Source organism: Ruegeria sp. E8, from assembly GCF_056533985.1.
Window position 1 is genome coordinate 664,126 of sequence record NZ_JBQFOY010000001.1, and the last position, 26,847, is coordinate 690,972.

Below are 26,847 nucleotides of genomic sequence, written 5' to 3' on the forward strand. Positions count from 1 at the left end.
GGAGACGCCCGGAACGGGCGGCGGGGGCAGAGCCCCAATTTACGACCCATCCGCCAAAGCGCTCAGCGGCAACATTGTCGTAGACTTGATCTCTTCCATGGAAAGAAGGGCCGTAACATTGTGTACTCGAACTTCCGAGATCAGAGATTGATAAAACTCGTCATAGGCGCGCGCGTTTTTGACCCTGACTTTCAGTATATAGTCGATATCGCCCGCCAGCCGATGCGCCTCTTGCACTTCGGGATGATCTTGCAGTGCTTTCAGGAATTTACGCTGCCAGTCCGCCTCATGTTCCGAGGTTCGGATCAGAACAAAGAACGTTGCCTCGAATCCCAGAGCCTCAGCATCCAGCAGAACTGTTTGCTGGCCGATAATTCTAGCACCCTTTAGCTTGCGGATTCGATTCCAGACAGGCGTCTTTGAACTGCCTACACGGGCCGCTATTTCGTCCAGAGATTGACCCGCATCGCGCTGCAGCTCGGCCAGAATTTTCCGATCCGTGTCATCTATCCGCACCGACATTCCAATTTTCCTTCCAATTCGAGACCTCCGTTCCACTTTCGCATAAAATTGGAACGTTTGTTCTTATTTGAGCAGCCATATGGCGCTTTGGTGGGAATATTTCCTATATTGCAGGTCAAGTCAAACCACACCCGAGACGATCCGATGCAGGATGTTCAACCAGTCAGCCCCAAAGGGCATGTCGATTTCGTCGGCGCCGGCCCCGGCGACCCGGAACTGCTGACGCTCAAGGCGCTGAAAGCGTTTGAACGGGCGAATGTCGTATTGCACGATCGCCTCATCAGCGCGCCCGTGCTTGATCTGGCCGGGCAAAGCGCCGTGCTGGTCGATGTCGGCAAAGCGGGGTTCGGCCCGTCGTGGCAACAAACCGATATAGACGCGCTTTTGGTGGACTATGCCCTCAAGGGCAATCGTGTGGTGCGCCTGAAATCAGGCGACCCCACCGTTTTTGGTCGTCTGGACGAAGAGATTGAGGCCGTCGAGGCCGCCGGTATCTCGTGGCAGATCATCCCCGGGATCACGGCTGCATCAGCTGCTGTTGCAGGCATTGGCCAAAGCCTGACCCGTCGTGGCCGCAACTCGTCGGTGCGGTTCCTGACCGGGCATGACATGAAAGGGTTTGCCGACCACGACTGGAACGCTCTGGCGCGCGCCGGTTCGGTCGCTGCGATCTACATGGGCAAGAAATCCGCTCGTTTCATCCAGGGTCGCCTGATCATGCACGGCGCGGATCGCAACACGCTTGTCACGCTGGTCGAGAACGCCTCGCGCCCTGACCAACGCATTCTGGCCACCACGCTGGACCAGTTGCCCACCGATCTGGCCTCTGCCGAAATGGACGGCCCGGCCCTGACTTTCTATGGTCTTGCCCCGCGTGAAGCGGCGCAGGCTGTGACCGAATTCAACAAGGAGCTTGCCTGATGGCCCGCGCTTTTACCCCCAAAGTCGTCACCGCAAACGATTTGCTGGAAGGTGACGTTATTTATCAAACCGAAGATGACCGCTGGTCGCGTGATCTGTCCGAAGCGGAACTGATCACGGACGAAGCACATGCCCAGGTGCGTCTGCTGGATGCCGCGCGTCAGGCGAACAAGATCGTGGGTGCCTATCTGGCTGACGCCGTTGCAGGCGACAACGGCCCCGAGCCCACCCATTTCCGCGAAGAGTTCCGCCGCACCGGCCCGTCCAACTATGCCCATGGCAAACAGGAAACACCAACGCAGCCCCGGGCCTGACCTCTGGCCCGTCTCTCTCCCCTTCAAGGCCCCTCGGTTCGGGGCTGCAACTAAGGACAGCTAAACATGTATCGCTACTCCGAGTTCGACACAGCATTTTTGGCAGAACGTAACGCGCAGTTCCGTGCGCAGGTCGAACGTCGCATCGACGGCTCGCTGACCGAAGACGAATTCAAACCTCTGCGCCTGATGAACGGCCTGTACCTGCAATTGCACGCCTACATGCTGCGGGTGGCAATCCCTTATGGCACGCTTTCCAGCGCGCAAATGCGCCAGCTGGCTTTGTTGGCCGAGAAGTGGGACAAAGGCTATGGCCATTTCACCACCCGCCAGAACATCCAGTACAACTGGCCGAAACTGAACGACGTGCCGGACATGCTGGACGCGCTGGCCGAGGTTGGCATGCACGCCATCCAGACTTCGGGCAACACCATCCGCAACGTGACCGCCGACCATTTCGCCGGTGCCGCCGCGGATGAGGTCGCCGATCCCCGCCCCTATGCCGAACTGCTGCGCCAGTGGTCGACCGACCACCCGGAATTCCAGTTCATGCCGCGCAAGTTCAAGATCGCCATCACCGGCTCGGAAAACGACCGTGCCGTGATCAAGGCGCATGACATCGGCCTGCAACTGGTCGAGCGTGATGGCGTACTGGGTGCCCGCGTTATCGTTGGTGGCGGTCTGGGCCGTACCCCGATGATCGGCAAGGAACTGTCTGAATTCGTCGCGTTTGACGATCTTCTGGCTTACCTCGAAGCAACCGTTTCCGTGTGGAACCAGATCGGTCGTCGCGACAACAAGTACAAGGCGCGCATCAAGATCACCGTGCATGAGCACGGCATCGACGCCATCCGCGCCAAGGTGAACGAGCGCTTCCTGAAGGTCCGCCCGCAGTTCAAAGGCGCGGATATGAACCTGTTGGAAGAGATCAAGGGCCACTTCGCAGCTCCTGCCTTCCGTGAAGCCTCGGTCGCTTCGTTTGAAAGCGCCTATACCAATGATCCGGTCTTCCGCTCGTGGGTCGACACCAACATCGCGCCGCACAAGAATGCAGATCATGCCATCGTCACGATCTCGATCAAGAAGCACGGCCAGACACCGGGTGATGCAACTGCCGAGCAGATGCGCGTTATGGCCGATCTGGCCGAAGAGTTCGCCTATGACGAGCTGCGCATAAGCCACGAGCAGAACGTGATCCTGCCGCATGTCCACAAGTCGGACCTGCCCGCGATCCACGCGAAGCTGAAAGAGTACGAGTTGGCCACTGCCAATATCGGCTTGATCAGCGACATCATCGCCTGCCCCGGCATGGACTACTGCGCACTGGCGACAGCCCGCTCGATCCCGGTTGCGCAGGAAATCGCGACACGCTTTGAAGACCTGAAGCTGGAGCATGATATCGGTCACCTGAAGATCAAGATTTCGGGCTGCATCAACGCATGTGGACACCACCACGTGGGTCATATCGGCATCCTGGGTCTGGATCGTGCAGGCGTCGAGAACTACCAGATTACTCTGGGTGGTGACGGCACCGAGACCGCGGCCATTGGCGACCGCACCGGGCCGGGCTTTGCCTATGATGAGATCGTTCCCGCAGTCGAGCGCATCGTCGACACCTATCTGGAACAGCGCGACAGCGCCGAAGAAACGTTCCTGGAAACCTATCGCCGCGTAGGCATGGCACCGTTCAAGGCGGCGCTCTACCCCGAGGCGCAGGCCAATGCCGCTTGACCTGATCCAGACGGAACTGGGTGCAGACCGGCGCGAATTGACCGAAAAGGTCGAGGCGCTGAACGCCCGGTTCCGCCACCACAGTGCCCATGACGTGATGCATGGCGCCATCGAAGAGATCGACGAGCTTGCCCTCGTGTCGAGCTTCGGTGCGGAATCGGTGGTGTTGCTGCATATGGCTGCGGTGGTCGACAAGATGACCCCGGTGCTGTTCGTGGACACTCAGATGCTGTTCACCGAAACGCTGGAATATCAGCAGGAGGTCAGCGAGCGTCTGGGCCTGAAAAACGTCAAGATCATCCGCGCGGATGAGGAAGACGTTCAGCGGGAAGACCCCTATGGCGCATTGCGCCTGCGGGATACGGATGCGTGCTGCAATCTGCGCAAGACCTTCCCGTTGCAGCAAGCGCTGGTGGGCTATTGCGGCTGGATCAGTGGGCGCAAACGGTTTCAGTCCGGCACCCGCGCCGCGCTCGACTTCTTTGAAGTCGAAGACGGCACCGGCCGGATCAAGGTCAACCCGCTGGCCCACTGGGCGCCCGAGGATGTGCGCGCCTATATGGACGAAAACCGCCTGCCCCGGCATCCGCTGGTGGCCAAAGGTTACCCCTCGATCGGTTGTGCGCCCTGCACCTCGCCGGTCAAAGAAGGCGAAGACCCCCGCGCCGGACGCTGGCGCGATCAGGACAAGGAAGAATGCGGCATCCATTTTGTCGATGGCAAGATGGTGCGCGCCGGAGAGAAAACATGAACGTAATCGTAACGGATGAGGGCTTTTCGCCCGATGACTGGACTGATGGCTTTGTCACCCTGGAAGACGCGGCCAATGATGTAGTGGCGCTGGACGTGGCGTCAGACACCGACCCGGATGAACTGGTCGACCGGTTGGGCAGCGCCCAGATGGTCCGCGTCGACTTCCCATCCTCAGCCGATGGGCGCGGATTTACCATTGCGCGCGTGCTGCGCCTGAAAGGCTACACAGGTCGCCTGCGTGCCAAAGGTCACGTATTGGCCGATCAGTACGCCATGGCCCGCCGCAGCGGGTTTGACGAGGTCGAAATCGATCATGCCCTTGCGGACCGCCAGCCCGAAGATCAGTGGCTGGCCCGCGCCAATTGGAAAGATAACAACTATCAGGCCCGCCTGCGCGGCTGATACCGCCATCGCCAGCTTGTGAAGTAAAGGGGGCAATCTGTCCCCTTTTCCTGACTTGGATCAACGATTAAACGGAGATGTCGGCGCACCTGACCGACAGTGATAACGATGACAGAGATGAAAGCCGTGACCGAAGCAACCGCCGTAAAGGCCCCTGTCCTGCCGGACGCTCAGACCGTAACAGAAGTCAAACACTGGACCGACAGCCTGTTCTCGTTCCGTGTGACCCGCCCCGCGTCCTTGCGGTTCCGCTCGGGCGAATTTGTGATGATCGGCCTGCTGGGTGACAACGGCAAACCGCTGCTGCGCGCCTATTCCATTGCCTCACCCGCGTGGGACGAAGAACTGGAGTTCTACTCGATCAAGGTGCAGGACGGCCCGTTGACCTCGAAACTGCAGCACATCAAGGCTGGCGATCAGATCATTTTGCGGCCCAAGCCCGTTGGCACGCTGGTACACGACGCGCTGCTGCCCGGCAAACGCCTGTGGTTCTTTGCTACCGGCACTGGCTTTGCGCCTTTCGCCTCGCTGCTGCGTGAACCGCAGACCTATGAGGATTATGACGAGGTCATCATCACCCATACCTGCCGCGAAGTGGCCGAACTGGAGTATGGCCGCCAGCTTATCGAAAACATCCGTCAGGATGAAATGCTGGCCGAACTCATCGGAGAAGGCTTTGCCGACAAGATCCGCTATTACCCGACCACGACGCGGGAAGAGAGCCCCAAGATGGGTCGGATCACGAACCTGCTGAAAGACGGCACCGTGTTTGCCGATCTGGGAATCGAAGGCGGCATCCAGCCGGAAACCGACCGTGCGATGGTCTGCGGCTCGCTGGCCTTCAACCTGGACATCAAGGAAATTCTGGAAGAGTTCGGTCTGCGGGAAGGCGCAAACTCCGATCCCAAGGAATTCGTGATCGAAAAGGCTTTTGTCGGCTGAATCCTCCCTGTGTTCGGGGCGTTACAGCCCCGAACACGAAAAACACCGCACAAAACATGGTTTTTCATGCTGCCCGGCACTTATGCCGCTTGAAGTGCGGCCCTGCCCGGTCTAAATTCCGGGCTCGAAATTCTGCAATTATCAAAGGAATGAACCCATAGCTCGCAGACCTCACAACGCGCCGCCTCAACGTGAAACCGGCCCGCGCGTAAATGACAGAATCCGTGCCCCCGAGATTCGGCTTATTGGTGCCGAAGGTGAAAATGTCGGGGTGGTTCATCCCGCCAAAGCCATGCAACTTGCCGCAGATGCCGGTCTGGATCTGGTCGAGATCTCGCCCAATGCAACCCCACCGGTCTGCAAGATCATGGATTTTGGCAAGTACAAGTACGAACAGCAGAAACGCGAAAGCGAAGCCCGCAAGAAACAAAAAGTCATCGAGGTGAAAGAGGTCAAATTCCGGCCCAACACCGACACGCATGATTACGACGTCAAGATGAAGAACGTCGTCAAGTTTCTTGAAAAAGGCGACAAGGTCAAAGTCACCCTGCGGTTCCGCGGACGCGAGATGGCGCACCAGAATCTGGGCCGTGAACTGCTGGAGCGTGTGGCCGAGGACATCAAGGAAATCGGCAAGGTCGAAAACATGCCGAAGATGGAAGGCCGTCAGATGATCATGATGATCGGCCCGCTTCCCCAAAAGTGACCCGGTCCTAAATCCGAATTCATCAAAGCCCCTTCGCCTTCGAAGGGGCTTTTTCTTTCAGCTGGCTTGCCTGCCACGAAGCCAACGGGCCGCATCCCTGAAGTCGAATATCAAGGAGATGATGTCGACGATCAGCAGCAACCAAAGAAAGCGAACAAAGGCTGGGCTCAGGCTTTCACCTGAAGCCAACAGCAGCGCTATAACGACGACAAGTGGCACCCAGCAAAAAATATGCGGCAAAGCCATCGCACCGCTCATCCCGCGCGCGGACACCATAATGGGCACGTTCAAAGCCATGCCCGTAATGGCAAGAATTGCGATCACCCGCCCCTGCGGCTGATCCAGAAATGCCAGCGGAATCAGATTGACGGGCACCAAAATCACCACCACCCAAATCTGAACCCAAAGGGGAATCGCCCTGAAACTGCGCCAGATTTCCCGCACCATGAACCGCACCCTTTTCTCGTCCTTCGCCCGCAACATTAGCGAGTGAGACGCGGGCGAACAGCACGTTCACCGTATTGTCAAATCACCGCTGAAAAGGCGCGTTCCAGTTTACCGACAAGCTCGCCGATCTGTTCATCTTCAATAATGAAGGGCGGCGCGAGCAGGATATGATCTCCGTTTCGACCATCCCGCGTACCAGCCATCGGATAACAGATCAGCCCTTCGGCCAGCGCTGCTTTCTTTACCTTTCCGGCAATGCCCAGTGATGGATCGAATGGTGCCTTGGTCTCACGATTCGCCACCAATTCGATCCCCCGGAACAGGCCACGCCCCCGCAGATCACCCACGTTCGGGTGCTGTCCAAAAGCAGCCTCCAAAGCGGATTGCAATGTGTTCCCCATGACACCAGCGCGTGTTGGCAGGTTTCGTTCCGTCAGTTCTCGGACTACCGCCAGCGCGGCCGCTGTGGCAACCGGGTGTCCGATATAGGTGTGCCCGTGTTGAAAAAACCCTGACCCGTCACGGATCGCATCATAGATTTCACCGTTGCACAGCATGGCACCGATCGGTTGATATCCTGCCCCCAACCCTTTGGCGATGCACAGAATATCCGGTGAGATACCATCATGGTCGCAGGCAAACAGGTGGCCGGTACGCCCCATGCCGCACATCACCTCATCGAGGATCAGCAACACGCCATACTGGTCGCAGATTTCACGGATACGCTTGAAATACCCATCTACCGCCGGAACCGCGCCAAGGGTTGCGCCGACGACCGGCTCGGCCATGAAAGCCATCACCGTTTCAGGACCCAGGCGCAAAATTTCCGCCTCCAACTCATTGGCGACGCGCTGGCCGTAGTCAAAGCTGCTCTCATCCTCGGGTTTCTCGGCATATTCATAGCAGGCCGAGATATGGGTCATTTCGATCAGCATCGGTGCGAACTGTGCCCGTCTCCAGGCATTGCCCCCGGCGGACAAAGCCCCCAGAGTGTTGCCGTGATAACTCTGCTTGCGAGCGATGACATGCCGGCGGTCCGGCTGGCCGATTTCCAGAAAGTACTGGCGCGCCAACTTGATGGCCGCCTCGGTCGCCTCGGACCCGCCGGATACAAAGTACACTCGATCCAAATCCCCCGGTGCGTGCTGGATCAGCAAATCGGCCAGCGCCTCGGCCGGTTCCGACGTCATGAACCCGGTATGCGCAAAAGCGATCTGTTCCACCTGCTGTTGCACGGCCCGGATCACCGCCGGGTTCGAGTGTCCCAGACACGACACTGCGGCATCGCCGCAATCCAGGTATCGTTTGCCTTCGGCATCGACGAGGTAACAGCCATCACCGCCCGCCGCGACTGGAAGGTCGGACTTGGTGTGTCGCGGGAAAACGTGGCTCATGATTCAGTCCTTCCAAGAGTTTCAACCAATGCTGCGACCGAGGCCGCGTTATCCGCCCAGGCCGTGCCATCCGGCGCCGTCAGGCTATTTTCAAATCCGACCCGCACATCACCACCGCGCCGCGCAGTTTCGGCCAGACAAACATGTTCCTGCGCCCCAAAAGCGCACACCATCCAGTTGGACGGGCTGGGAGGAAAGGCATTCAAATCCGCAGGCACAGACTGCTGGCCTTCGCTGTATCGCCCCAGCACAAGCAAACGGTCCGTCTGATCGGCCTTTACCACGCCTTCTGCTTGCCAGTTTTCCAGCAATTCTACGTCTTCCGCATCATACAGAATATGCTGAACACGCGTACCCTGATCCGCACACAGGGCGTAAATCCGAGGCGCAAGAATGTTGTCTCGTGCGACTTCCCGCACTGACACTGACGCCCAATCAGGTTGAACCCTTTGCAGGCACTCGAGTTGCGATGAGACGTCAAATACTCCTGCCGCTTCCGTGGTAATCTGAACATCCATACCCGGAACGACGCGCTGCAATTCTGTCAGCGTTTCGCGATACAATCCAGCATCCAGCGTATGGTTTCCGTCAACATCCCGAACATGCAGGTGTATGCCATTCGCGCCCGCCACATGGCAGCCTTGCGCAGTGGCGACGATCTCGTCTGTCGTGACTGGCAGAGCCGGATGATCTTTCCTGCTCCGCCGTGCTCCGTTCGGGGCGACCAAAACATACGGCCGGCCAGTGCTATTTGCTGCGATCGAAATCATTGCACCCTCTGAATTCTTCTGCTTTCAGCTAATACGCGCGAAATTCGTTTTCAATTTACCCTGTAGAAAACATATGTTTTATATTCTGCATGACACTCACCCTTACAGCTTTGGTTACGCGATTGCGCCGCGAGATCGATCAGATGCCCGCGCAAATGCAGATTGCCGCAAAATACATCATCGATCATCCCGGTGATTTCGCCCTGAACCCCGTCCGAACAACCGCCGATCGGATCAGCATCAGTTCGAACGTTCTGGTCCGGCTCGCCCAGCGTATGGGATACGACAGCTTTGATGCGTTTCGTCGCCCCTTTCGCCACGCTCTGACAACTGACGGAGAGGACAGGTTTGGCCAAAGTTGGTTGGAGCAGCTTTCACACCAAGGGCCGTTTGGTGCCGCGCAGGCGAGATTTGCGCAGAACGAAATGAATGTTGTGTCCCGCTCGCTGCGTCTGATGGACCCTAAGTTGGCGGAACAGGCCGTCGCATACATGATTTCGGCGCGACGTTGCTACGTGACTGCAACGCGGTCCAGCCATGCGCTGGCCTATTATTTTCACTACGCGGGTCGCATGGCCCATCCCGGATTTCAATTGGTACCGCGCCACATGGGCTCGGCCATCGACGATCTGGTCGAATCCACAGCAAACGATTGTCTGTTTGCCATCACGGTTCACCCCTATTCCGCCGACACCATTCAATCGATGCGCTTTGCCCGCGATCGATCCATGCGAATTGTGTTGTTATCGGACAGCGAAGTCATTGCGCCGGGAGTTGAGCCGGATGTTGTCCTGCCGATCAGCACCCGAACCTTGCACCCCTTTTCAAGCTTTTCCGGAGCAATGGCAGTTCTGGAATGCTTGCTGGGCCATCTTTTCGTTGCTGGCGGGGACGCAGCCAGGGAAAGGGTGGATGCCTATCAGAAAGCTCGGGAAAACACCGGGGCCTATTGGAAGCCAGGTGGGTTGCCAAAGCTCAGAAAACCCTAGGGTGGCGTTTTCCTTCTGTGCCCGGGCGGGCGCCATGCTCTAGTCTTTGCGTTTCGCCCGCGGTTGCGGTCTGGTCGGGATTTCCTTCAGCAATCCTCCGACACCCATACCGGCAATATCCGCGCCGGTCGTCTCGATCCCACAGGCCACCCGCGACAGAACCCAATCCGCCCCGTTCAAAGCCGGAGACCGTGCACATCCCGGCAACCCGATCACAGGGCGATCCTGCATCGCACCCAGAAACAGCAGGTTTCCCGGATCAACCGGCATACCAAACCGATCCACCTGTCCCCCGGCCAGTCGCACGGCTGAAGGGGCGACATCATCCGGGTCCGAGGTCGCGGATCCTGTCAGGATCATCAGCAAATCGCCCGCCGTTGTTGAAACCGCTTTGGCCAGCGTATCCGCGCGGTGGGGCACGATCCGGACATCGCACAAGTCCAGCCCCAATGCTTCGGTCCGCCCACGAATGGCCGCGATCCCTTTTTCGTTCGAGGGGCCACCGGGAATATCCGTCACGATCAACCCGGCCGTCTTATGAACCGGCCTTGCCAAACGAACAGCCCCTTGCGCCAGATTGGCCGCGCGATGAACATCTGCCTCCGGCACGGCATATGAGATGACCTTGATGGTGGCCACCATACCCTTCGGTCCCATTTGCTGGTATTGTGGAACAGTCGCGACCGTGATCATCGGATTGACCTGGTTGAACATCTCAAGTGCGGCCACATCCAAGACGGCCACACCCGGCCCGTCCGCCAACAGGTTGACCCGCCCGGTGAACGCGTCCGTCACGCGCAGATTGGCCGCCTCCGCGTCAGGCGCAAGAGCTGCTGCCAATGCACGCGCGGCTTCGTCCTCGTGGCAGTCTCCAGGTTCAAGGCGCGCAACAATAACTTCGCCGATCCCCGCCTGAGTCAGCTGCTCCACATGATCTGCCTGCAACGACAGACCCTTGCGCAACTTTTGACCGTCCGCCGTAACCGAATGCGCCAAAATGGCGCCTTTTGCTTCAGAGACGGGTACCGGACCAAACCTCATGCCTTGCCTCGCAATACGGCCGTCATCTGCGCCAGAATAGCAACGGCTATCTCGGATGGCCCGGCGGCACCGATATCCAAGCCAATGGGCCCGTGAATTCTGGCAATCTGCACCTCGGTAAAACCGGCCGCTTTCATACGCTCAACGCGCTTGGCATGGGTCCGTGTCGACCCCAGTGCGCCGATATAGAAGACACCTGCGTCCAATGCGGCTTGCAGCGCAGGATCATCCAGCTTGGGATCATGAGTCAGCAGTACGATAGCGGTACGCGCGTCCATCCCCAGCTTGGCGACTGCCTCATCCGGCCAATCCGTCAGGATCGTTTCGCCCGGAAAACGTGCGTTGGACGCAAATGCATCACGCGGATCGATAATGGCCGGGTCATACCCCGCAATCCTCGCCATCGGCACCAGTGCTTGCGCGATATGGACTGCGCCAACAACGATCAGCCGCAGCGGCGGGTTATGTACCGCCACAAATGTCTGGCCATCCTCTTCAAAACCCGACAGGTCCATGCGCAGCCTTTCGACATAGGCATTGCGGCGCAGGGCCCTGTGCCCGGTGTCGACATTGACTTCGTAAGCAATGGGTTCCCGCGCCGCACGGGCGGCGGCCAGTTCTGCCAGCATGGGCTCGGGCAAGACCTTGCCAACGGGTTCGACAAGAACGCGAATGGTACCGCCACAGGCCAAACCCACCGCAAAGGCATCTTCGTCACTAACACCGAATTCCAGCAAACGTGCCTCGCCTTCATCGATAGCTTCCAGCGCTTCGACGATCACCGCACCTTCGACACAGCCGCCCGAGACGGACCCTTCGATCCGGCCATCGCCGCCGATCACCAGTTGCGATCCAACCCGCCGCGGCGCGCTGCCCCAGGTTTCGACAACTGTGGCAAGCGCTGCGCCGCCGCCATTGCGGTGCCAATCCAGTGCCGTTTCCGGACTGTTGTCGAATCGTTCCATCGGAACCTCCAGCTGTGCTCTGCCTTCAACATAAGCAGGATTGGCGTGATGAAAAGCGCAGGGACCTTGCCAAAAGGTCTAATTTGAACGTCGAGGGGCAGTGCCGGCGCCCAAACGACATTCAAGAAATCAAAGCATTGATTGTTAGCGGTCCGAGTCTTAGCCTGCGCGGGCAACCGGCCTCGGGCCGGGGCTGCATATCGAACAATTTATAGATCGGAGACAAGCAGTTGAAACATTTTCTTACACTGGGCGCAATGGTTGGCCTTTTGACCTCGACCGCTGCGTGGGCTGACACGTTCGAACGTTACGGAGAGGTTGAGGGCTGGAAAGTCTTCATCGACAACGAAAAGAAATCCTGCCTGATCGAGGCCGTGGACGATGCCGAAAACGTCGTTCAGATGGGCCTGACCGAGGATCGCGGAGTTGGTTATGTGGGCGTTTTCACCAAAGCCGAAACCGATATCAAACGTGGCGAGACACAGGAAGTGGCGATCCTGATCGGGGATAACATCTATCTGGGCGAAGCCACTGGTATGAAAGGTAATATTACCAAGGGCTATTCGGGTGGCTACGTCCTGTCAGACGACCCTCAGTTCGCGGACGATCTGGCCAAGAAAAAGGTCATGATCGTGTTTCCTGAGACGTCGTTTGCCTTCTCGGTCGATCTGACCGGCACATACAAAGCCATGGAAATGGCCCGCAAGTGCAACGAAGAACAACTGTCGTAAGGTTTTAGTCGGACAGCGCGGCCATCAGCCGTGCTTTCTGCCCCTGGTCGTCGGGTTGAGAAATCACGGCGGCCAGGTCTTCGAGTGAAGCAATCGAATGCCCGGCCCGAAAGCTGTCTACATGGGGAAGCATTGTCACCACCCCTTGTGCCTTGGGTGCAAACCCATCCCAACGCAACAGTGGGTTCAGCCAGATCAGGCGTTTGGAAGACAGATGCAGACGCTCAATTTCTTTCTCGAGGCTCTCCGGGTCGCCCCGCTCCAAACCGTCGGTGATCAGCAGAACAACCGCCCCTTGCCCCATGACACGGCGCGACCAGTCCCGGTTGAACTGATGCAGGCAGTCGCCGATGCGCGTGCCGCCCTCCCAATCCTGCGCCTCGGCACCAGCGGCAGCAAGCGCGGCATCCACATCCCTTTGATGCAGGTGGCGAGTGATGTTGGTCAGGCGCGTGCCGAAAGTGAAGGCATGCACTTTGGCCCAGCCTGCTCCTTTGGCGTTCGATACTGTGTGCAGAAAATGCAGGATGATACGGCTGTACTGGCTCATTGAGCCAGAGATATCGCAGAGAGTCACGAGATTCGGCCAACGTGGCTTGGGTTGCAGCCTGGCGATATCGCGCAACTCACCCCCTTGCCGCATAGCAGCGCGCAAGGTGCGGGCGCGGTCGATACGATGCCCCAGATGGCTGGCCTGCCCGCGGCGCGATTCAATGGGTTTAACCGGCAGGGACATCCGCGCCAACACGCGTTTGGCCTGAGCGATTTCAGCCGTGCTCATCTGTTCAAAATCCAGATTGCGCAGACGTTCCTCGGACGATGCCGTCCGGGTTGCGTCAATCTCGATTTCGGTTTCACCCTCGTCTTCGGCGACCGGTTCCGGCACATCCTGTTCGACACCGTCCAACAGCGCCTCCGCGGCGCGTTTTTCCCCGGCATCGGCTTTACGTTCCTCCTGAACACCGCGAATGGCCGGAAGCATCATGGCCATCATGTGCTCCATGTATCGCGGGTCGCGCCAGTACATTCGGAAGACCTGAGCGAACACCGTACGATGTTCCGGACGGTTCACGAAACAGGCGTGGAGTGTCCAGTAGAAATCCCGTTTTTCGGTGAAGCCTGCCGTTTGCACGGCACGAATTGCGTCAATCACGCGTCCCGGGCCGATTGGCAGACCTGCCTTTCTGAGAGCACGGGCAAAATGCATGATATTCTGCGCCAGCTTTGGGTTGTCCGGAATATCCAGCGGGAGTTGCTCGGTCATTAGCAGCCATGGGGGCTCTGCCCCCATACCCCCGAGGTATTTTTGAACAGAAGAAGCATCAGGCGGGTTCGAGGGTGGCTTTTGCCTCGTCGAGGAGGCGTTTAGCCTCTGAGCCCTGCAGCCTTTGAATATCGTCCTGGTACTTTAGAATGGCACCTAGTGTGTCGCCGATTACTTCAGGGCTGAGGTTCATGACATCCAACGCCAACAGGCATTTGGCCCAGTCGATGGTTTCGGCCACACCCGGTTTTTTGAACAGATCTTCGGTTCGCAAACGCTGAACGAAAGCCACGACCTCACGGCTGAGCGCCTCGGCAGCTTCAGGCGCGCGGGCGTGCAGGATTTCGATTTCGCGGTCAAAATCAGGGTAGTCGACCCAATGATAGAGGCAACGGCGCTTGAGGGCGTCGTGTACTTCTCGGGTTCTGTTCGACGTGACAACCACAATGGGAGGTTCAGGGGCTTTTACCGTTCCGAGTTCGGGGATGGTGACCTGAAAATCACTCAACGCCTCCAGCAGGAAGGCTTCGAACGGCTCATCGGTACGATCCAGTTCGTCGATCAGCAGAACCGGTGCGCCGTTTTCATCTGCGCGCATCGCTTGCAGCAACGGGCGTTCGATCAGGTAATCGTCCGAGAACAGTTCTGCCTGCAGAGTGCCCCGGTCTGCCCCGCCAGCGGCTTCGGCCGTTCGGATAGCAACCATTTGCGCCGGGAAGTTCCATTCGTAAACGGCGGAGGAGGCGTCCAGCCCTTCGTAGCACTGCAGGCGGATCAAACGACGGTTCAGCCCGGAGGCCAGAGCCTTGGCGATTTCGGTTTTGCCGACTCCTGCCTCACCTTCCAGAAACAACGGGCGCCCTAGTTTCAACGAAAGGAACACAACCGTCGCAAGGGCGCGCCCACAGACGTAACCCTGACTTCCCAGCATCTGCTGCACGGCATCGATGGATTTTGGCTGAGTCATGGACCCCCTCATTTCTACGTGGACAAACAGGTCACGCAAGCGCCTGCGCGTCAAGGCCCCTGCCCCTGTCAGAGCTACGACGTTCCGGTTGGTTGACAAGTTTTTTTGGCATCTCGCGTAGCCCCGGTTGGTCTTTCGCCGCAGCTATGCTAGCGGGAGGCCATGACCGATACCCTCACGATCCGCCGCCCCGACGACTGGCATCTGCACCTGCGCGATGGCGCAATGTTGCAGGCCGTCCTGCCCGAAACCGCGCGCCATTTTGGCCGTGCGATCATCATGCCGAACCTTGTGCCCCCGGTGGTGACCGGCGCGCACGCCGCCGCCTATCGCGACCGCATCATGTCCGCCCTGCCCGGCGAGATGACGTTTGAGCCGTTGATGACCCTGTATCTGACCGAGGATACGGACCCGGACGATCTGTACGCCGCGCATGCGAGCGGATTGGTCAAAGCTGTTAAACTGTATCCTGCCGGGGCCACGACCAATTCGCATTCGGGTGTGCGGAACTTCGACAAAGTGCGTCCCGTGCTTGAAAGAATGGCCGAGATCGGTTTGCCGCTGTGCGTGCATGGTGAAGTGACTGATGCCGAGGTCGACATTTTCGACCGCGAGGCTGTGTTCATCGACCGTGTTCTGGATCCGATCCGCAAGGCCACTCCGGGTCTGCGTGTGGTGATGGAACATATCACGACCCGTGACGGCGTTCAGTATGTCAAAGCCAATGAGACGGACTTGGGCGCGACGATCACGGCGCATCACCTGATCATCAATCGCAACCACATTCTGGTTGGTGGGATCAAACCGCATTACTACTGCCTGCCCGTCGCCAAACGCGAGGAACACCGGCTGGAACTGCTGAAGGCCGCGACCTCGGGCGATCCGCGGTATTTTCTTGGCACCGACAGCGCGCCGCATACGGATGACAACAAGGAAATGGCCTGTGGCTGCGCAGGATGCTTCACGGCGACCAATACAATGTCCCTGGTGACCGAGATGTTCGACCGCGAAGGCGCTTTGAACAAGCTGGAAGGCTTTGTTTCGCTGAACGGGCCTGCGTTTTATCGCCTGCCCGTGAACAAAGACAGTATCACGCTGACCAAGGGCGCACCGGTCGAATATCCGGACAAGATCGAAACCGGGGATGGCCCTGTCACCGTGTTCGATCCAGGCTTCCCATTGCACTGGCGCGTGGTTTAACCCGCTAGTTTGACAGCCAGGTCACGGGCGCGGCCACCGGTGCGCAGCATCGACCAGATCGCGTCCGCCTCATCCGTACCGATCAGCTTGGCTGCTTTCGCACGCACGCGATCCTCGCGATCGGACAGCGACATCGGCGTCAGCAGATCGTGCGTCGCTTCGCGACGGATACCGTCGCGGCGCAGCAAGGGCAGGTGCGCCTGTGTTTCTGACAGGCTTTCATCCGCTTCGACCGTGATGCGGTCGCGCAAGGACTTAATGCGCGAGTCGGCGCAGACCTTGTCCGTATAGCTGCCCGGCAAAGCCGTATCAAAGCCCATCGCCTGCATGGCAATGACGGTACGATAGGAAAACTTGGCCCCCAGCCCGGTTGTGGGCGAAAGCTGATTGCAAACGCTCATCCAGCGGGGATGGGTTTTGATCTTGATTTCGGCCACTTCGGGTTCCGCGATGTCCAGTTCTCGCGCCGCTTCCAAAGCAGCGTGCAGACCGTGGCAACAGGCGTGAAACTTATGACTGACCGTTTCGAACAGCCATTCGTCGCCCAAACCATCCAGCGCACTCAGATCCGCTGCACCGTGATGAGTCGACCCAAATCCAAACGGGCCCTCCAACGCTTCGGCGTTGGCCTGAAAACCGCGCTGCACCAACAGGGCCGACTCAACCCCGGCTGAGGCCGCAAGTCCGGCATTGTAAGGTTTGCCCATTGTTCCGAACTGGGCCTTCAACCCGGCCGCTCGCGTAGCGGTCAGCCCCAAAACAGAGCGCATCTGGTCCCCATCAAAGCCCAGCAACCGCCCAACAGCGATAGCGGCCCCGAAAGCGCCGGAGGTTGCCGTCTGGTGAAATCCAACCTGATAGTGCCCACGGCCCAGCCACAAGCCGATGCGAATCGAAGTCTCCATCCCGACCAGTGCGGCTTCGAGCAAATCGACCAGAATACGATCATCCCACTCAGCCACGGCAAGTGCTGCCGGAAGAATGGCAACGGACGGGTGCCCAATATGCGCAAAATGCGTGTCGTCATAATCCAGCGCATGAGACACAGTGCCATTCACCAGCGCCGCACCGCGCAAAGGGGCTGCCCCACCGCCGAACAGATGCGCTTGCGTATTCCCGCCCTCAGACAGAACCATGTCGCGCACCGTGGTCGACACCGGTTCGGTTGCCCCTGCACGACCGACGGCGACCCAGTCCAGAACAGAAAGAGACGTGACGATCCGCGCCTGAGATGTCGTTGAAACCGGGCCTGCTGCAAAAGCAGCCAATGATGTTGTGAAATCCGTCATGGGCGCAGTCTAGCGTGCGCCCTTGCCGCGTAAAGGCCTAGCCGTAGAGTTCCTGAGCCCGCGCTTCAAACGCTCGCACGATCCGTTGCATGGCTTCGTTGAACACAACGCCGATAATCCCTTGCAGAATGGCGTTCTTGAACTCGAAATCCACATGGAACGAGATGTTGCAGCCACCATCCGGCGCATCCTCGAACTGCCAGTCGGATTTCATGTATTTGAACGGACCGTCCAGATACTCGGTATCGATCTTCTTCTGACCTGCGAACAGAGTCACCCGGCTGCCAAATCGTTCGCGGAACACTTTGAACGAGATGACCAGATCGGCCTCCATCACCTCAGCCTCACCCGCCGCATAGGTCTTGCGAATACGGGCCGCGGCGCACCAGGGCAGAAACTGGGGATACTTGGCTACGTCGGCAACCAGATCATACATCTGCTGGGCGGTATACGGCAGGTGGCGGGTTTCCGAATGGATAGGCATGACGTCCGGTATTTGCAGGTGACAATGGCGCGTCATGTCGTATGTTGCGCGCCAAAGATCAAGGGGGCTGCGATGACTGACCGCGCATATGTGATAGATGAGATGATCTCGGCCAAGGCCATCGCCGCCCGGATCGAGGAGTTATGTCGCGAGATCACGGCGGAATTCGGCGATACCGACAAGCTGGTGGTCGTAGGGCTGCTGCGCGGTAGTTTCGTGTTCATCGCAGATCTGGTGCGTGAATTGGATCTTCCCATCGAAGTGGATTTCCTTGAGGCGTCTTCATACGGCGATTCGATGGAAAGCAGCCGGGAAGTTCGCATTCTCAAAGACTTGCGCGGCGCGATTGAAGGGCGAGACGTGCTGGTCGTCGAAGACATCGTTGATACGGGCCACACGTTGAACCACGTCACCAAGCTGCTTCAAAGCCGGAAACCTTCGCGTTTGAAGTCCATCGCGTTGCTCGACAAACCCAGCCGCCGCGAAGTTGATTTCCGGTCAGATTGGATCGGGTTCGAGATTCCGGACGAGTTTGTGGTGGGGTATGGAATCGACTACGCGCAACGCAATCGCAACCTGCCGTTTATTGGCAAAGTTCGGTTTACCGAGGATTGAACAGCCTCCGCCTATTGTCGCGGATTATCCCAAAACCTGCCGAATGGCAGACGTGAAGATGCCTGTACCGATGGGAATCAGCGCATCCGGGAAATCGTAATCCGGGTTGTGCAATTGCGGTTGGTCCCTTCCCGCCCCCAACCAGAACATGGCCACCTTCGCGCTTTTGCCAAACTGGCCAAAATCTTCTGAGAACCTTTGCGGCTGATCGACCAACTTGCAGTCAACGCCCTGATCAGTGCAGGCTTTAGCCAATACCGCAACGGCTTCGGGGGCGTTGACGCAGGCTTCAAACACTTCGTCATAAGTGATTTCGACTGACAGCCCTTCGGCTTTTGCTGCCTTTCGGACCAACGCTTCCGCTTCGGCAATAAGGCGTTCCATCCGCGCATCCGAAACTGTGCGCAGCGTCACCCATAACTCGGCGCGCCCAGGCGCAACACCGACCGTTCTCTCACCGAGGGAAGCATGTGTAACGGTGGTCAGGGCGTAATCGTCATTCAGCTCACCACCCGTTCCCAGCGTTGCCAAAGCAGGCATCAGCCTGGACAAAGCGCCTGCTGGCGACACCCCGTCCTGTGGGGCAGCAGCGTGTGAAGTCTTTCCCGTCAAAACGATCTGCATCCCACGCGAGGCGCAATTCGCTGGACCTTCACAAAGCTCAACTGTGCCAAGCTCCAGACCTGGCAAGTTATGCAGCGATAGCACGATATCGGGCGAAACCTCGGCGAATTGAGGATCGGCCCGGTAAGCGATAGCACCATGGCCTGTCTCTTCCGCAGGTTGGAAAATCAGAACCACGCGGCCGGTTTTCGGGCGCTGTTCCTTCAGCGCTTCGGCCACACCAAGCACCATCACCATATGGCCATCGTGACCGCATAGATGCCCCTTGCCCGCAATCTGAGACACATATGGCAGGTTTGACAATTCCTGGATTGGCAGGCCGTCCAGCTCGCACCGAATACCAAGTGTTGGCCCGGGTTCGCCACTATCAAAAACGGCGGCGACCCCATGCCCGCCTAAGCCGGATAGAACGCGGTCAGCACCCGCTTCGCTTAGAATTTCCGCAACCCGGGCAGCAGTTTGCACCTCCCGCCCTGAAAGTTCAGGCTGTTGATGCAATTCGTGGCGCAGACGGGTCAGTCGTGCGATCTGTTCCGGTATCACGCCTGCTGCAACTTTGCTTGGCGCGCCGCGCGCAGTCGGGCGAAATCGTCACCCGCGTGGTAAGACGACCGGGTCAGAGGCGTCGCTGATACCATCAGGAACCCTTTGCCATAGGCCGCCTTTTCGTACGACGCGAACTCTTCCGGTGTTACGAACCGATCGACGCCGTGGTGCTTTGGTGTCGGTTGCAGGTATTGGCCGATGGTCAGGAAATCGATATCCGCGGCGCGCATGTCGTCCATGACCTGACGCACCTGCTGTTCGTCTTCACCCAATCCGACCATGATTCCGGATTTCGTAAAGATCGACGGATCCAGTTCCTTCACCCGCTGCAACAAGCGCAGAGAATGGAAGTACCGCGCGCCCGGACGTACCTCGGGGTAGAGACCCGGCACGGTTTCCAGATTGTGATTGAACACATCCGGTTTTGCCTGAACCACGATCTCAAGAACATCCGCCTCACATTTGAGGAAGTCCGGGGTCAGAATCTCGATTGTGGTTTTAGGAGAGCGATGACGCACCGCGCGAATAGTCTGCGCGAAATGCTCTGCGCCCCCATCACTCAGATCATCCCGGTCGACAGATGTTATGACCACATGGTTAAGGCCCAACTTCTCAACCGCGTGCGCCACGCGACCGGGTTCAAACGCATCAAGATCGTCAGGGCGACCGGTGGCAATATTGCAGAAGGTGCAGCCGCGGGTACAAATCTCGCCCATGATCATCATGGTGGCGTGACCCTGGCTCCAGCATTCGCCTACATTGGGGCAACCCGCTTCTTCGCAGACTGTCACCAGATTGTTGTCACGCATGATCCGGCGCGTGTCCGCATAGCCTTTGCCGCCAGGAGCTTTGACCCTGATCCAACTCGGTTTCTTGGGCTGTGCATTATCCGGGCGATGAGCTTTTTCCGGATGGCGCTGTTCGGGGATCTTCAGATCTCGCACGGGCAGTTTTCCTGACTTTGGGTCAACATTTGTGACTCATAACATAGACATAAGCGAAATGTTACTCCAGCGACGCATAGCCGCTATGCAACGACATTACGCAATCGCAGAAACTTGCAGTAAATAGTCGTTTTTTACCAAGTATTTTCAACGCATAACAGGCCGAAAATTTAATTCGCATACGCAGCGTTTCCTCGATTGAATGCGGTTTAGAACTGTTTTAACTCACGACAAAATCACACGTGAATCACAGGAGATTGATTATGAAATCCGGTGCAAAACTGCCCAACGTGACCTTTCACACCCGCGTCCGCGACGAGTCGGTCGAAGGGCCGAACCCTTTCCGTTGGGAAGACAAGACAACAGCGGATTATTTCGCTGGCAAACGTGTAATCCTGTTCTCGTTGCCGGGTGCCTTCACTCCGACCTGCTCGACCTACCAACTGCCCGGTTTTGAAAATGGCCATGCGGATTTCACCGCCCAAGGGATCGATGAAATCTACTGCATGTCTGTTAACGACAGCTTTGTGATGAACAAATGGGCGCAGGATCAGGGTCTGAAAAACGTCAAAGTCATCCCGGATGGCTCGGCTGAATTCACCCGCAAAATGGGCATGCTGGTCGACAAGGACAATCTGGGTTTCGGCATGCGTTCGTGGCGCTATGCAGCCATCGTCAATGACGGTGTTGTCGAGGCATGGTTCGAAGAGCCCGGCCTGATGGATAACTGCCCGGAAGATCCCTATGGCGTGTCTTCGCCTGATAACCTGATGAAACATCTGCAGACATCGGCAGAGCCGGAAATGGCCTGATCAGAGGTTCCGAAGGAAAAAGGCCCGGATTCGTCCGGGCCTATTTTGTTCAACCGATCATTCGATCGCGTTCAGCCTGATCCTGATAATGCCGTTTCAGACGCTGCAAGGCGATCCGAAGCACAATCTTTCCAGAACGTGCTGACCACCCCATGCGCTTTTCCGCCAGTTCCAGCCCCTCAAGATAGCAACAGCAGCGCAGAGCGACATCGCTCAGACCCGGTCCCAGATCGGACAAGGCGCAGGCCACGCGGTCCTTCGCGTCAGAAAAGCCCCTGCCCCCGTAGCCGTCACTGTCAAAACTGCCCCGTCCTCCGGCGGTCAGGAACCTGTCCCAATTCTGCGAAACCTGAGGGCCGATCTGGGCCAGTTCGAAATCTTCACGCAAGCGCTCTCCGGCGCTGACAAGGGTTTCATCCAGAAACGGTTTACCATCCCGATCCCGTCTTCGCGCCAAAGCGATCAGCGGGCTTTCGGCAGCGCTGTACCGAATACGTTTGGCCCGTTCAGCAGACCCGCCGGACGGTTTGGTCTGAAAACCACTCTGCGCCTCGGCAAACCCAAAGTCAGTCCCCGCGCGCGCCTTGTTTTCCGCCTTGGCAATCAGATGACTCAGCGCTGTTCGCCCTGCCGTAGAAATCCGATAACGAGAAATCCGCCCGGGATTGTCACAGGAAATCCAGTCTTTCAAAGCCAGCGCCTGTGCAATCCTGCATTCCACGACTGCTGTTCTTGTCGCCCCTGTGTCACCAGTGTCTCGAACGACAACGGCCTTGTCCATTTCCTCGGCAACGGCAAGGACTGAACCCGTCTCACTCAGACGGCGCAACACGCGCAGCGCTTCTTTCTCGAACTCTTCTTCGGCTGCGTCTTGCAGCTCGGATGATGGCCCCTCAAAACAACCCGAGGCTGCAAAATGCGCCTCTGCTAATGATTGCAAAGCCGCGTCCACCAGCGGATCATCCCGGCGCATTTCGATGCGTCGAATTTGCCTGAGGATGGTTGACGCATGGCACCCGGCTGATCGCGCAATGTCACGGATCGAGCGACCGGTCTCGGTATGGGCAAGGTATCTTTGCGCCCCCTCTGGAACCCATGCCGGAATGGTAAAAGCCATGTTGTTTTCCATAATTATTTGCCCTCATCGACAAAACAAACTGCCACTTTTCGCCCTCGGAATGTGGGTTAACCAAATCTAACTAGAGGTCCATTCGTTACTCGTTCGTTAACCGCACAAGGCAAGAAGCAGATTTGATTCAAAAAGATAAACAGTCGTGAAACCATCGTTCGGAGAGGTTCTGGTAAAGGCAACACCCGCTTAGGTTGTGCGAAAAACACTGCGCAAATCTTCAAACAAGGGACACTTGAAATGCAGGATCTGATGTCAATGATCGCAACCCTCCGCCGCCCACGCATGTTGGCGCGTGCTGCCAAATTCGGGGCGCGGGATTACAATCGGGACCGGCATCTGCAACGCATTTTGGGATACGGATCGCTACCCGGATCAGGTCTGGCGCTGCTGCGTCTCATGGAGATGGAAAAAGAGGTAAATGAACAGCGAAAGGAAGACGATGCAGCATATTCGCTGGTGCGGCATCTGGATCTGCTTATCGCGCTGTTGGGTGAGGCGCAGCTGTATCAGGCCAGCCGCGCCTCGGCTTTTCAATAATCAGGCAAACGCGTCCGGCATGGAGGCCTTTTTCTCAGCGATATAGGCTTCCAGCGCCGCTGCCTTGTCCGGATCCAACTGTGGTTGCCGGTAGTTGGCCAGCAAATGCTCGACCCGTGCCGACGCCAGAGCGCGCGTATCGCGGGCGCCCTCTTCCTGCCAGGTTTCGTAGGGCTTGTAATCCAACAGTTCGGATTTCCAGAAGGATTCCTTAAAATTAGCCTGTGTATGGGCACAGCCAAGATAGTGACCGCCCGGACCAACTTCACGGATCGCATCCATGGCCTGTGCGTTGTCGTCATAGGCGACGCCTTTGGCCAGCGAGTGCAGAACACCCAGCTGATCTGCATCCATGACGAACTTCTCGAAATCGGCCACAAGACCGCCCTCGAGCCAGCCGCAGGAATGCAGCATGAAGTTCACACCGGCCAACAGGCCCATGTTCAGCGAGTTCGCTGTTTCATAGGCAGCCTGAGCGTCAGGCAGTTTCGAACCGCAGAACGAGCCCGCCGAGCGGAACGGAAGCTTCAGACGACGCGCCAATTGGCCCGCACCATAGGTAATGTGCGCGGCCTCAGGCGTACCGAACGTAGGCGCGCCCGAATTCATGTCGATCGAGGTCACAAAGGCACCAAAGATCGCCGGCGCACCGGGGCGGATGATCTGGCTGTAAGCCACACCGGCCAGAACCTCGGCCAGAACCTGAGTCAGTGTTCCCGCAACCGAAACCGGAGCCATCGCACCGCCCACGATAAAGGGCGAGATGATGCAGGCCTGATTGTTGCGCGCATAAACCTCAAGCGAGCCCATCATCACATCGTCGAAGGTCATCGGCGAGTTGATGTTGGTCAGCGAGGTCATCACCGTGTTTTCCTGCACGAACTCCTTACCGAACAGGATTTCGCACATTTCAACCGAATCCTGCGCCCGGCTGGGGTCGGTCACCGAGCCCATGAAAGGCTTGTCCGACAGGGTCATATGCGCCTTCAACATGTCCAGGTGACGCTTGTTCACCGGAATGTCGGTCGGTTCGCAGACCGTACCGCCCGAGTGGTGCAGCCACTTGGACATATAGGCGAGTTTCACGAACTTGTTGAAGTCGTCCATGGTCGCATAACGACGGCCGCCCTGCGCATCACGCACAAACGGAGGGCCATAGACCGGGGCCAGAACCATGTTGCGGCCACCGATGACCACCGATTTCTCGGGGTTACGGGCGTGCTGAGTGAACTCGCTGGGTGCAGTTTTGATCAACTCACGCGCAAGGCCACGCGGAATGCGGACACGTTCGCCATCGATATCCGCACCTGCATCGCGCCAACGTTCCAGCGCTGCAGGGTTATCAACGAAGTTCACGCCGATCTCTTCCAACACGGTTTCCGCGTTGTTTTCGATGATCTCAAGCGCCTCTTCATTGAGGATCTCGAAATTCGGAATGTTCCGTTCGATGTATTTCGCGGTCTCGATACGGACTGCGGTACGCTCGGCGCGGCGGGCAGCGCCACCGCCACCTCTCGCCCTGCGCCGGGTGTTTGCCTCTGACATGAGAAAATCCCGTCTGATTGGTTAGATTGGATATCGTGATACAGGTTTACCAAATCGCAGGCATCGGGATTGCGGCGCTCTGGGGGAAAAAGCGACATCGGGACCCGACAACCGCCACATTGCCAACTGTCACCTATACATCAGGACTGTCGCCGCCCGCCTCTACAGGTTTTTCCATCGAAAGCCCGTTGCCGCTCTGATCCGTAACTTTCCAACCCAAATGCTGATACATGGCAATCGTATCTGTCATCTTTCTATGCGTGCGCAACTTTAGTTTGGAAAGCTTCTGTGCCCTTGCCGCGTCTTCGGCAAACCACATCAAACGACGCGCCAGCCCCTGCCCTTGAGCCTGAGGTGAAACTGCGAGGTTGAACACCATGATCGCGTCGTCGACCTGGTCAAACACAATGACGCCAACGATACCGTCAGACACTGCAAGCATAACGTGATGCGCCTTGATCTCATCCGCTACTCCGGCCGTGACATCTGGCAGATCTTCGATTCGGCGTATGGCATCCTCATAGGCGCGTTCAAGGCAACGCGTCACATCACCTGCATCCGCCGCTACAGCAGCTCTGAAACTGATCTTCGTCATGGCACCTGAATACTCCGCAGATATTGCCCCGCTTTTGTATCAAATGATGTCATAGCGCTTGCACATGCAAGGCTTGCAACCTATGAGCCGGTTATGACCCAGACATCCCACGACCGCCTTCTGATCATCGACTTCGGCAGCCAGGTGACGCAGCTTATCGCCCGCCGTCTGCGCGAGCTGAACGTCTACTGCGAAATCCACCCCTACCAGAACGTCACGATGGATTTCGTGCGGGAAATGGCCCCGCGCGCTGTGATCTTCTCGGGCGGTCCGGACAGTGTAACGCGCGAGGGATCGCCGCGGGCTCCGCAAGAGATTTTCGACTATGGCGTTCCGATTCTGGGCATTTGCTACGGTCAGCAGGTGATGATGCATCAGCTTGGCGGCAAGGTCGAAAGCGGCCATGGCACCGCCGAGTTCGGTCGGGCCTTTGTCACACCGAAAGACAATCTGGATATCCTGAAAGGCTGGTTCGCGGACGGTGACGAACAAGTCTGGATGAGCCACGGTGACCACGTCAGCGAAATCGCGCCGGGTTTTGAGGTGTTCGGCACTTCTCCCAACGCGCCTTACGCGATCACGGCGGATTCTTCGCGGCACTTCTATGCGGTACAGTTTCACCCCGAGGTGCACCATACGCCCAAAGGTGCCAAGCTGTATGAGAACTTCGTCAGGCTGGCCGGTTTCAAAGGCGACTGGACCATGGGTGCCTATCGCGAAGAAATGATCCGCAAGATCCGCGAGCAGGTTGGCGACAAAAAGGTCATTTGCGGCCTGTCCGGCGGCGTCGACAGCTCGGTCGCGGCGATCCTGATTCACGAAGCGATCGGGGATCAGTTGACCTGTGTGTTCGTCGACCACGGGCTGCTGCGAAAGAACGAGGCCGAAGAGGTCGTGGGTATGTTCCGCGACAACTACAACATCCAACTGATCCATGCGGATGAATCCGAACTGTTCTTGGGTGAACTCGAAGGTCAGAGCGACCCGGAAACCAAACGCAAGATCATCGGCAAACTGTTTATTGACGTGTTCCAGAAACACGCCGACACCATCGAAGGGGCCGAGTTCCTGGCTCAGGGTACGTTGTATCCGGATGTCATTGAATCCGTTTCGTTCTCGGGCGGCCCATCGGTCACGATCAAGTCGCACCATAATGTCGGCGGTCTGCCCGAAAAGATGGGCCTGAAACTGGTCGAACCCCTGCGCGAATTGTTCAAGGACGAAGTTCGTGCATTGGGCCGTGAACTCGGCCTGCCGCAAAGTTTCATCGGGCGTCACCCCTTCCCCGGCCCCGGCTTGGCGATCCGCTGCCCTGGTGAAATCACCCGCGAAAAGCTGGAGATTCTGCGCGAAGCCGATGCAATCTATATCGATCAGATTCGCAAGCACGGGCTTTATGACGACATCTGGCAGGCGTTCGTCGCCATCCTTCCCGTTCGCACCGTGGGTGTGATGGGCGATGGCCGCACCTATGATTACGCATGCGCTCTGCGAGCGGTCACTTCGGTCGACGGGATGACGGCGGATTACTACCCGTTCAGCCATGAATTCCTTGGAGAAACGGCGACGCGTATCATTAACGAGGTCAAGGGCATCAACCGCTGCACATACGACATCACCTCGAAACCTCCCGGAACGATCGAGTGGGAGTGATCCTTCGAAAAC

28 protein-coding genes and 1 pseudogene are annotated in these 26,847 nt (G+C 57.9%); 14 read left to right on the plus strand and 15 right to left on the minus strand.

What is annotated here, in order from left to right; genetic code table 11:
* Positions 1-39: 39 nt before the first annotated feature.
* Positions 40-522: an Lrp/AsnC family transcriptional regulator gene (locus tag ACR0LF_RS03375; protein WP_480574946.1), complete on the minus strand. Its 483-nt coding sequence runs from the start codon at positions 520-522 to the stop codon at positions 40-42.
* Between the two features lie 174 nt (positions 523-696).
* Here ACR0LF_RS03375 and cobA point away from each other — a divergent pair.
* The 7 genes and pseudogenes from cobA to infC form a co-directional block, all read left to right on the plus strand.
* Positions 697-1,443, plus strand: a pseudogene (gene cobA / locus ACR0LF_RS03380) (uroporphyrinogen-III C-methyltransferase); the annotation flags it as partial.
* Complete coding sequence (locus ACR0LF_RS03385; RefSeq protein ID WP_480574949.1) at positions 1,443-1,757, plus strand: DUF2849 domain-containing protein; 315 nt, start codon at positions 1,443-1,445, stop codon at positions 1,755-1,757. The pseudogene cobA and the gene ACR0LF_RS03385, both read left to right, overlap by 1 nt.
* Positions 1,758-1,823: 66 nt before the next feature.
* Complete coding sequence (locus tag ACR0LF_RS03390; RefSeq protein WP_480574952.1) at positions 1,824-3,488, plus strand: nitrite/sulfite reductase; 1,665 nt, start codon at positions 1,824-1,826, stop codon at positions 3,486-3,488.
* The gene (locus ACR0LF_RS03395) at positions 3,478-4,239 is read left to right on the plus strand and encodes a phosphoadenylyl-sulfate reductase (protein ID WP_480574955.1); all 762 of its coding nucleotides are present in this window, start codon (positions 3,478-3,480) and stop codon (positions 4,237-4,239) included. The genes ACR0LF_RS03390 and ACR0LF_RS03395 overlap by 11 nt, the downstream gene beginning before the upstream one ends.
* Complete coding sequence (locus tag ACR0LF_RS03400) at positions 4,236-4,643, plus strand: DUF934 domain-containing protein (RefSeq protein WP_480574958.1); 408 nt, start codon at positions 4,236-4,238, stop codon at positions 4,641-4,643. Before ACR0LF_RS03395 ends, ACR0LF_RS03400 begins: the two co-directional genes overlap by 4 nt.
* Positions 4,644-4,751: 108 nt before the next feature.
* Positions 4,752-5,585 (plus strand): ferredoxin--NADP reductase, encoded by an 834-nt coding sequence (locus ACR0LF_RS03405; protein ID WP_480574961.1) that lies wholly within the window; start codon positions 4,752-4,754, stop codon positions 5,583-5,585.
* A 244-nt stretch (positions 5,586-5,829) separates the two neighbouring features.
* Entirely contained in the window at positions 5,830-6,291 is a 462-nt protein-coding gene (gene infC, locus ACR0LF_RS03410; RefSeq protein WP_480576173.1) for a translation initiation factor IF-3, read from the plus strand.
* Positions 6,292-6,348: 57 nt separating this feature from the next.
* On the opposite strand, the gene ACR0LF_RS03415 is transcribed toward infC, so the two are convergent.
* The 3 genes from ACR0LF_RS03415 to ACR0LF_RS03425 all read right to left on the minus strand — a co-directional run bounded on the left by ACR0LF_RS03415 (position 6,349) and on the right by ACR0LF_RS03425 (position 8,902).
* Positions 6,349-6,681 (minus strand): hypothetical protein, encoded by a 333-nt coding sequence (locus tag ACR0LF_RS03415; RefSeq protein WP_480574964.1) that lies wholly within the window; start codon positions 6,679-6,681, stop codon positions 6,349-6,351.
* 134 nt (positions 6,682-6,815) lie between these two features.
* Positions 6,816-8,132, minus strand: a complete 1,317-nt coding sequence (locus ACR0LF_RS03420; protein WP_480574967.1) for an aspartate aminotransferase family protein — start codon at positions 8,130-8,132, stop codon at positions 6,816-6,818.
* On the minus strand, positions 8,129-8,902 hold the full coding sequence (locus ACR0LF_RS03425; protein WP_480574970.1) for a beta-keto acid cleavage family enzyme: 774 nt from the start codon (positions 8,900-8,902) through the stop codon (positions 8,129-8,131). Before ACR0LF_RS03425 ends, ACR0LF_RS03420 begins: the two co-directional genes overlap by 4 nt.
* An 89-nt stretch (positions 8,903-8,991) precedes the next feature.
* Between ACR0LF_RS03425 and ACR0LF_RS03430 the strand changes: the two genes are divergently transcribed.
* Positions 8,992-9,891, plus strand: coding sequence for a MurR/RpiR family transcriptional regulator (locus ACR0LF_RS03430; RefSeq protein ID WP_480574973.1), 900 nt, complete (start codon positions 8,992-8,994; stop codon positions 9,889-9,891).
* Between the two features lie 39 nt (positions 9,892-9,930).
* Here the strand turns inward: ACR0LF_RS03430 and ACR0LF_RS03435 are convergent, their stop codons facing one another.
* Complete coding sequence (locus ACR0LF_RS03435; protein ID WP_480574976.1) at positions 9,931-10,932, minus strand: molybdopterin-binding protein; 1,002 nt, start codon at positions 10,930-10,932, stop codon at positions 9,931-9,933.
* The gene (locus tag ACR0LF_RS03440; RefSeq protein ID WP_480574980.1) at positions 10,929-11,897 is read right to left on the minus strand and encodes an XdhC family protein; all 969 of its coding nucleotides are present in this window, start codon (positions 11,895-11,897) and stop codon (positions 10,929-10,931) included. Before ACR0LF_RS03440 ends, ACR0LF_RS03435 begins: the two co-directional genes overlap by 4 nt.
* Positions 11,898-12,127: 230 nt before the next feature.
* Between ACR0LF_RS03440 and ACR0LF_RS03445 the strand changes: the two genes are divergently transcribed.
* On the plus strand, positions 12,128-12,628 hold the full coding sequence (locus tag ACR0LF_RS03445) for a hypothetical protein (protein ID WP_480574982.1): 501 nt from the start codon (positions 12,128-12,130) through the stop codon (positions 12,626-12,628).
* A gap of 4 nt (positions 12,629-12,632) precedes the next feature.
* Here ACR0LF_RS03445 and ACR0LF_RS03450 read toward each other — a convergent pair whose 3' ends face one another.
* Together ACR0LF_RS03450 and ACR0LF_RS03455 are read right to left on the minus strand one after the other, a co-directional pair.
* The gene (locus ACR0LF_RS03450; RefSeq protein WP_480574985.1) at positions 12,633-13,892 is read right to left on the minus strand and encodes a vWA domain-containing protein; all 1,260 of its coding nucleotides are present in this window, start codon (positions 13,890-13,892) and stop codon (positions 12,633-12,635) included.
* Between the two features lie 58 nt (positions 13,893-13,950).
* The gene (locus ACR0LF_RS03455) at positions 13,951-14,859 is read right to left on the minus strand and encodes an AAA family ATPase (protein WP_480574988.1); all 909 of its coding nucleotides are present in this window, start codon (positions 14,857-14,859) and stop codon (positions 13,951-13,953) included.
* A 162-nt stretch (positions 14,860-15,021) separates the two neighbouring features.
* Here ACR0LF_RS03455 and pyrC point away from each other — a divergent pair, with 162 nt between their 5' ends.
* Positions 15,022-16,059, plus strand: coding sequence for a dihydroorotase (pyrC, locus tag ACR0LF_RS03460; protein WP_480574992.1), 1,038 nt, complete (start codon positions 15,022-15,024; stop codon positions 16,057-16,059).
* Here the strand turns inward: pyrC and ACR0LF_RS03465 are convergent.
* Entirely contained in the window at positions 16,056-17,348 is a 1,293-nt protein-coding gene (locus tag ACR0LF_RS03465; protein ID WP_480574995.1) for an MmgE/PrpD family protein, read from the minus strand. The genes pyrC and ACR0LF_RS03465 overlap by 4 nt on opposite strands.
* Positions 17,349-17,385: 37 nt before the next feature.
* Positions 17,386-17,832, minus strand: coding sequence for a type II toxin-antitoxin system RatA family toxin (locus ACR0LF_RS03470; RefSeq protein WP_480574998.1), 447 nt, complete (start codon positions 17,830-17,832; stop codon positions 17,386-17,388).
* A gap of 72 nt (positions 17,833-17,904) precedes the next feature.
* Between ACR0LF_RS03470 and hpt the strand changes: the two genes are divergently transcribed.
* A complete protein-coding gene (gene hpt / locus ACR0LF_RS03475; protein WP_480575001.1) occupies positions 17,905-18,447 on the plus strand; it encodes a hypoxanthine phosphoribosyltransferase in 543 nt (180 codons plus the stop codon).
* A gap of 24 nt (positions 18,448-18,471) precedes the next feature.
* On the opposite strand, the gene ACR0LF_RS03480 is transcribed toward hpt, so the two are convergent.
* The gene (locus ACR0LF_RS03480; RefSeq protein WP_480575004.1) at positions 18,472-19,614 is read right to left on the minus strand and encodes an amidohydrolase; all 1,143 of its coding nucleotides are present in this window, start codon (positions 19,612-19,614) and stop codon (positions 18,472-18,474) included.
* Entirely contained in the window at positions 19,611-20,561 is a 951-nt protein-coding gene (gene lipA, locus ACR0LF_RS03485; RefSeq protein WP_480575007.1) for a lipoyl synthase, read from the minus strand. The genes ACR0LF_RS03480 and lipA overlap by 4 nt, the downstream gene beginning before the upstream one ends.
* A 263-nt stretch (positions 20,562-20,824) precedes the next feature.
* Between lipA and ACR0LF_RS03490 the strand changes: the two genes are divergently transcribed.
* Positions 20,825-21,373, plus strand: a complete 549-nt coding sequence (locus ACR0LF_RS03490) for a redoxin family protein (protein ID WP_480575010.1) — start codon at positions 20,825-20,827, stop codon at positions 21,371-21,373.
* Between the two features lie 49 nt (positions 21,374-21,422).
* On the opposite strand, the gene ACR0LF_RS03495 is transcribed toward ACR0LF_RS03490, so the two are convergent.
* Positions 21,423-22,502, minus strand: a complete 1,080-nt coding sequence (locus tag ACR0LF_RS03495; RefSeq protein ID WP_480575013.1) for a DUF6456 domain-containing protein — start codon at positions 22,500-22,502, stop codon at positions 21,423-21,425.
* Between the two features lie 240 nt (positions 22,503-22,742).
* Here ACR0LF_RS03495 and ACR0LF_RS03500 point away from each other — a divergent pair, with 240 nt between their 5' ends.
* Positions 22,743-23,042, plus strand: coding sequence for a DUF6477 family protein (locus tag ACR0LF_RS03500; RefSeq protein WP_480856024.1), 300 nt, complete (start codon positions 22,743-22,745; stop codon positions 23,040-23,042).
* Here the strand turns inward: ACR0LF_RS03500 and ACR0LF_RS03505 are convergent, their stop codons facing one another.
* Together ACR0LF_RS03505 and ACR0LF_RS03510 are read right to left on the minus strand one after the other, a co-directional pair.
* On the minus strand, positions 23,043-24,587 hold the full coding sequence (locus ACR0LF_RS03505; protein ID WP_480575019.1) for a trimethylamine methyltransferase family protein: 1,545 nt from the start codon (positions 24,585-24,587) through the stop codon (positions 23,043-23,045).
* Positions 24,588-24,720: 133 nt separating this feature from the next.
* A complete protein-coding gene (locus ACR0LF_RS03510; protein ID WP_480575022.1) occupies positions 24,721-25,182 on the minus strand; it encodes a GNAT family N-acetyltransferase in 462 nt (153 codons plus the stop codon).
* A gap of 93 nt (positions 25,183-25,275) precedes the next feature.
* Between ACR0LF_RS03510 and guaA the strand changes: the two genes are divergently transcribed.
* Complete coding sequence (gene guaA / locus ACR0LF_RS03515) at positions 25,276-26,835, plus strand: glutamine-hydrolyzing GMP synthase (RefSeq protein ID WP_480575025.1); 1,560 nt, start codon at positions 25,276-25,278, stop codon at positions 26,833-26,835.
* Positions 26,836-26,847: the final 12 nt, after the last annotated feature.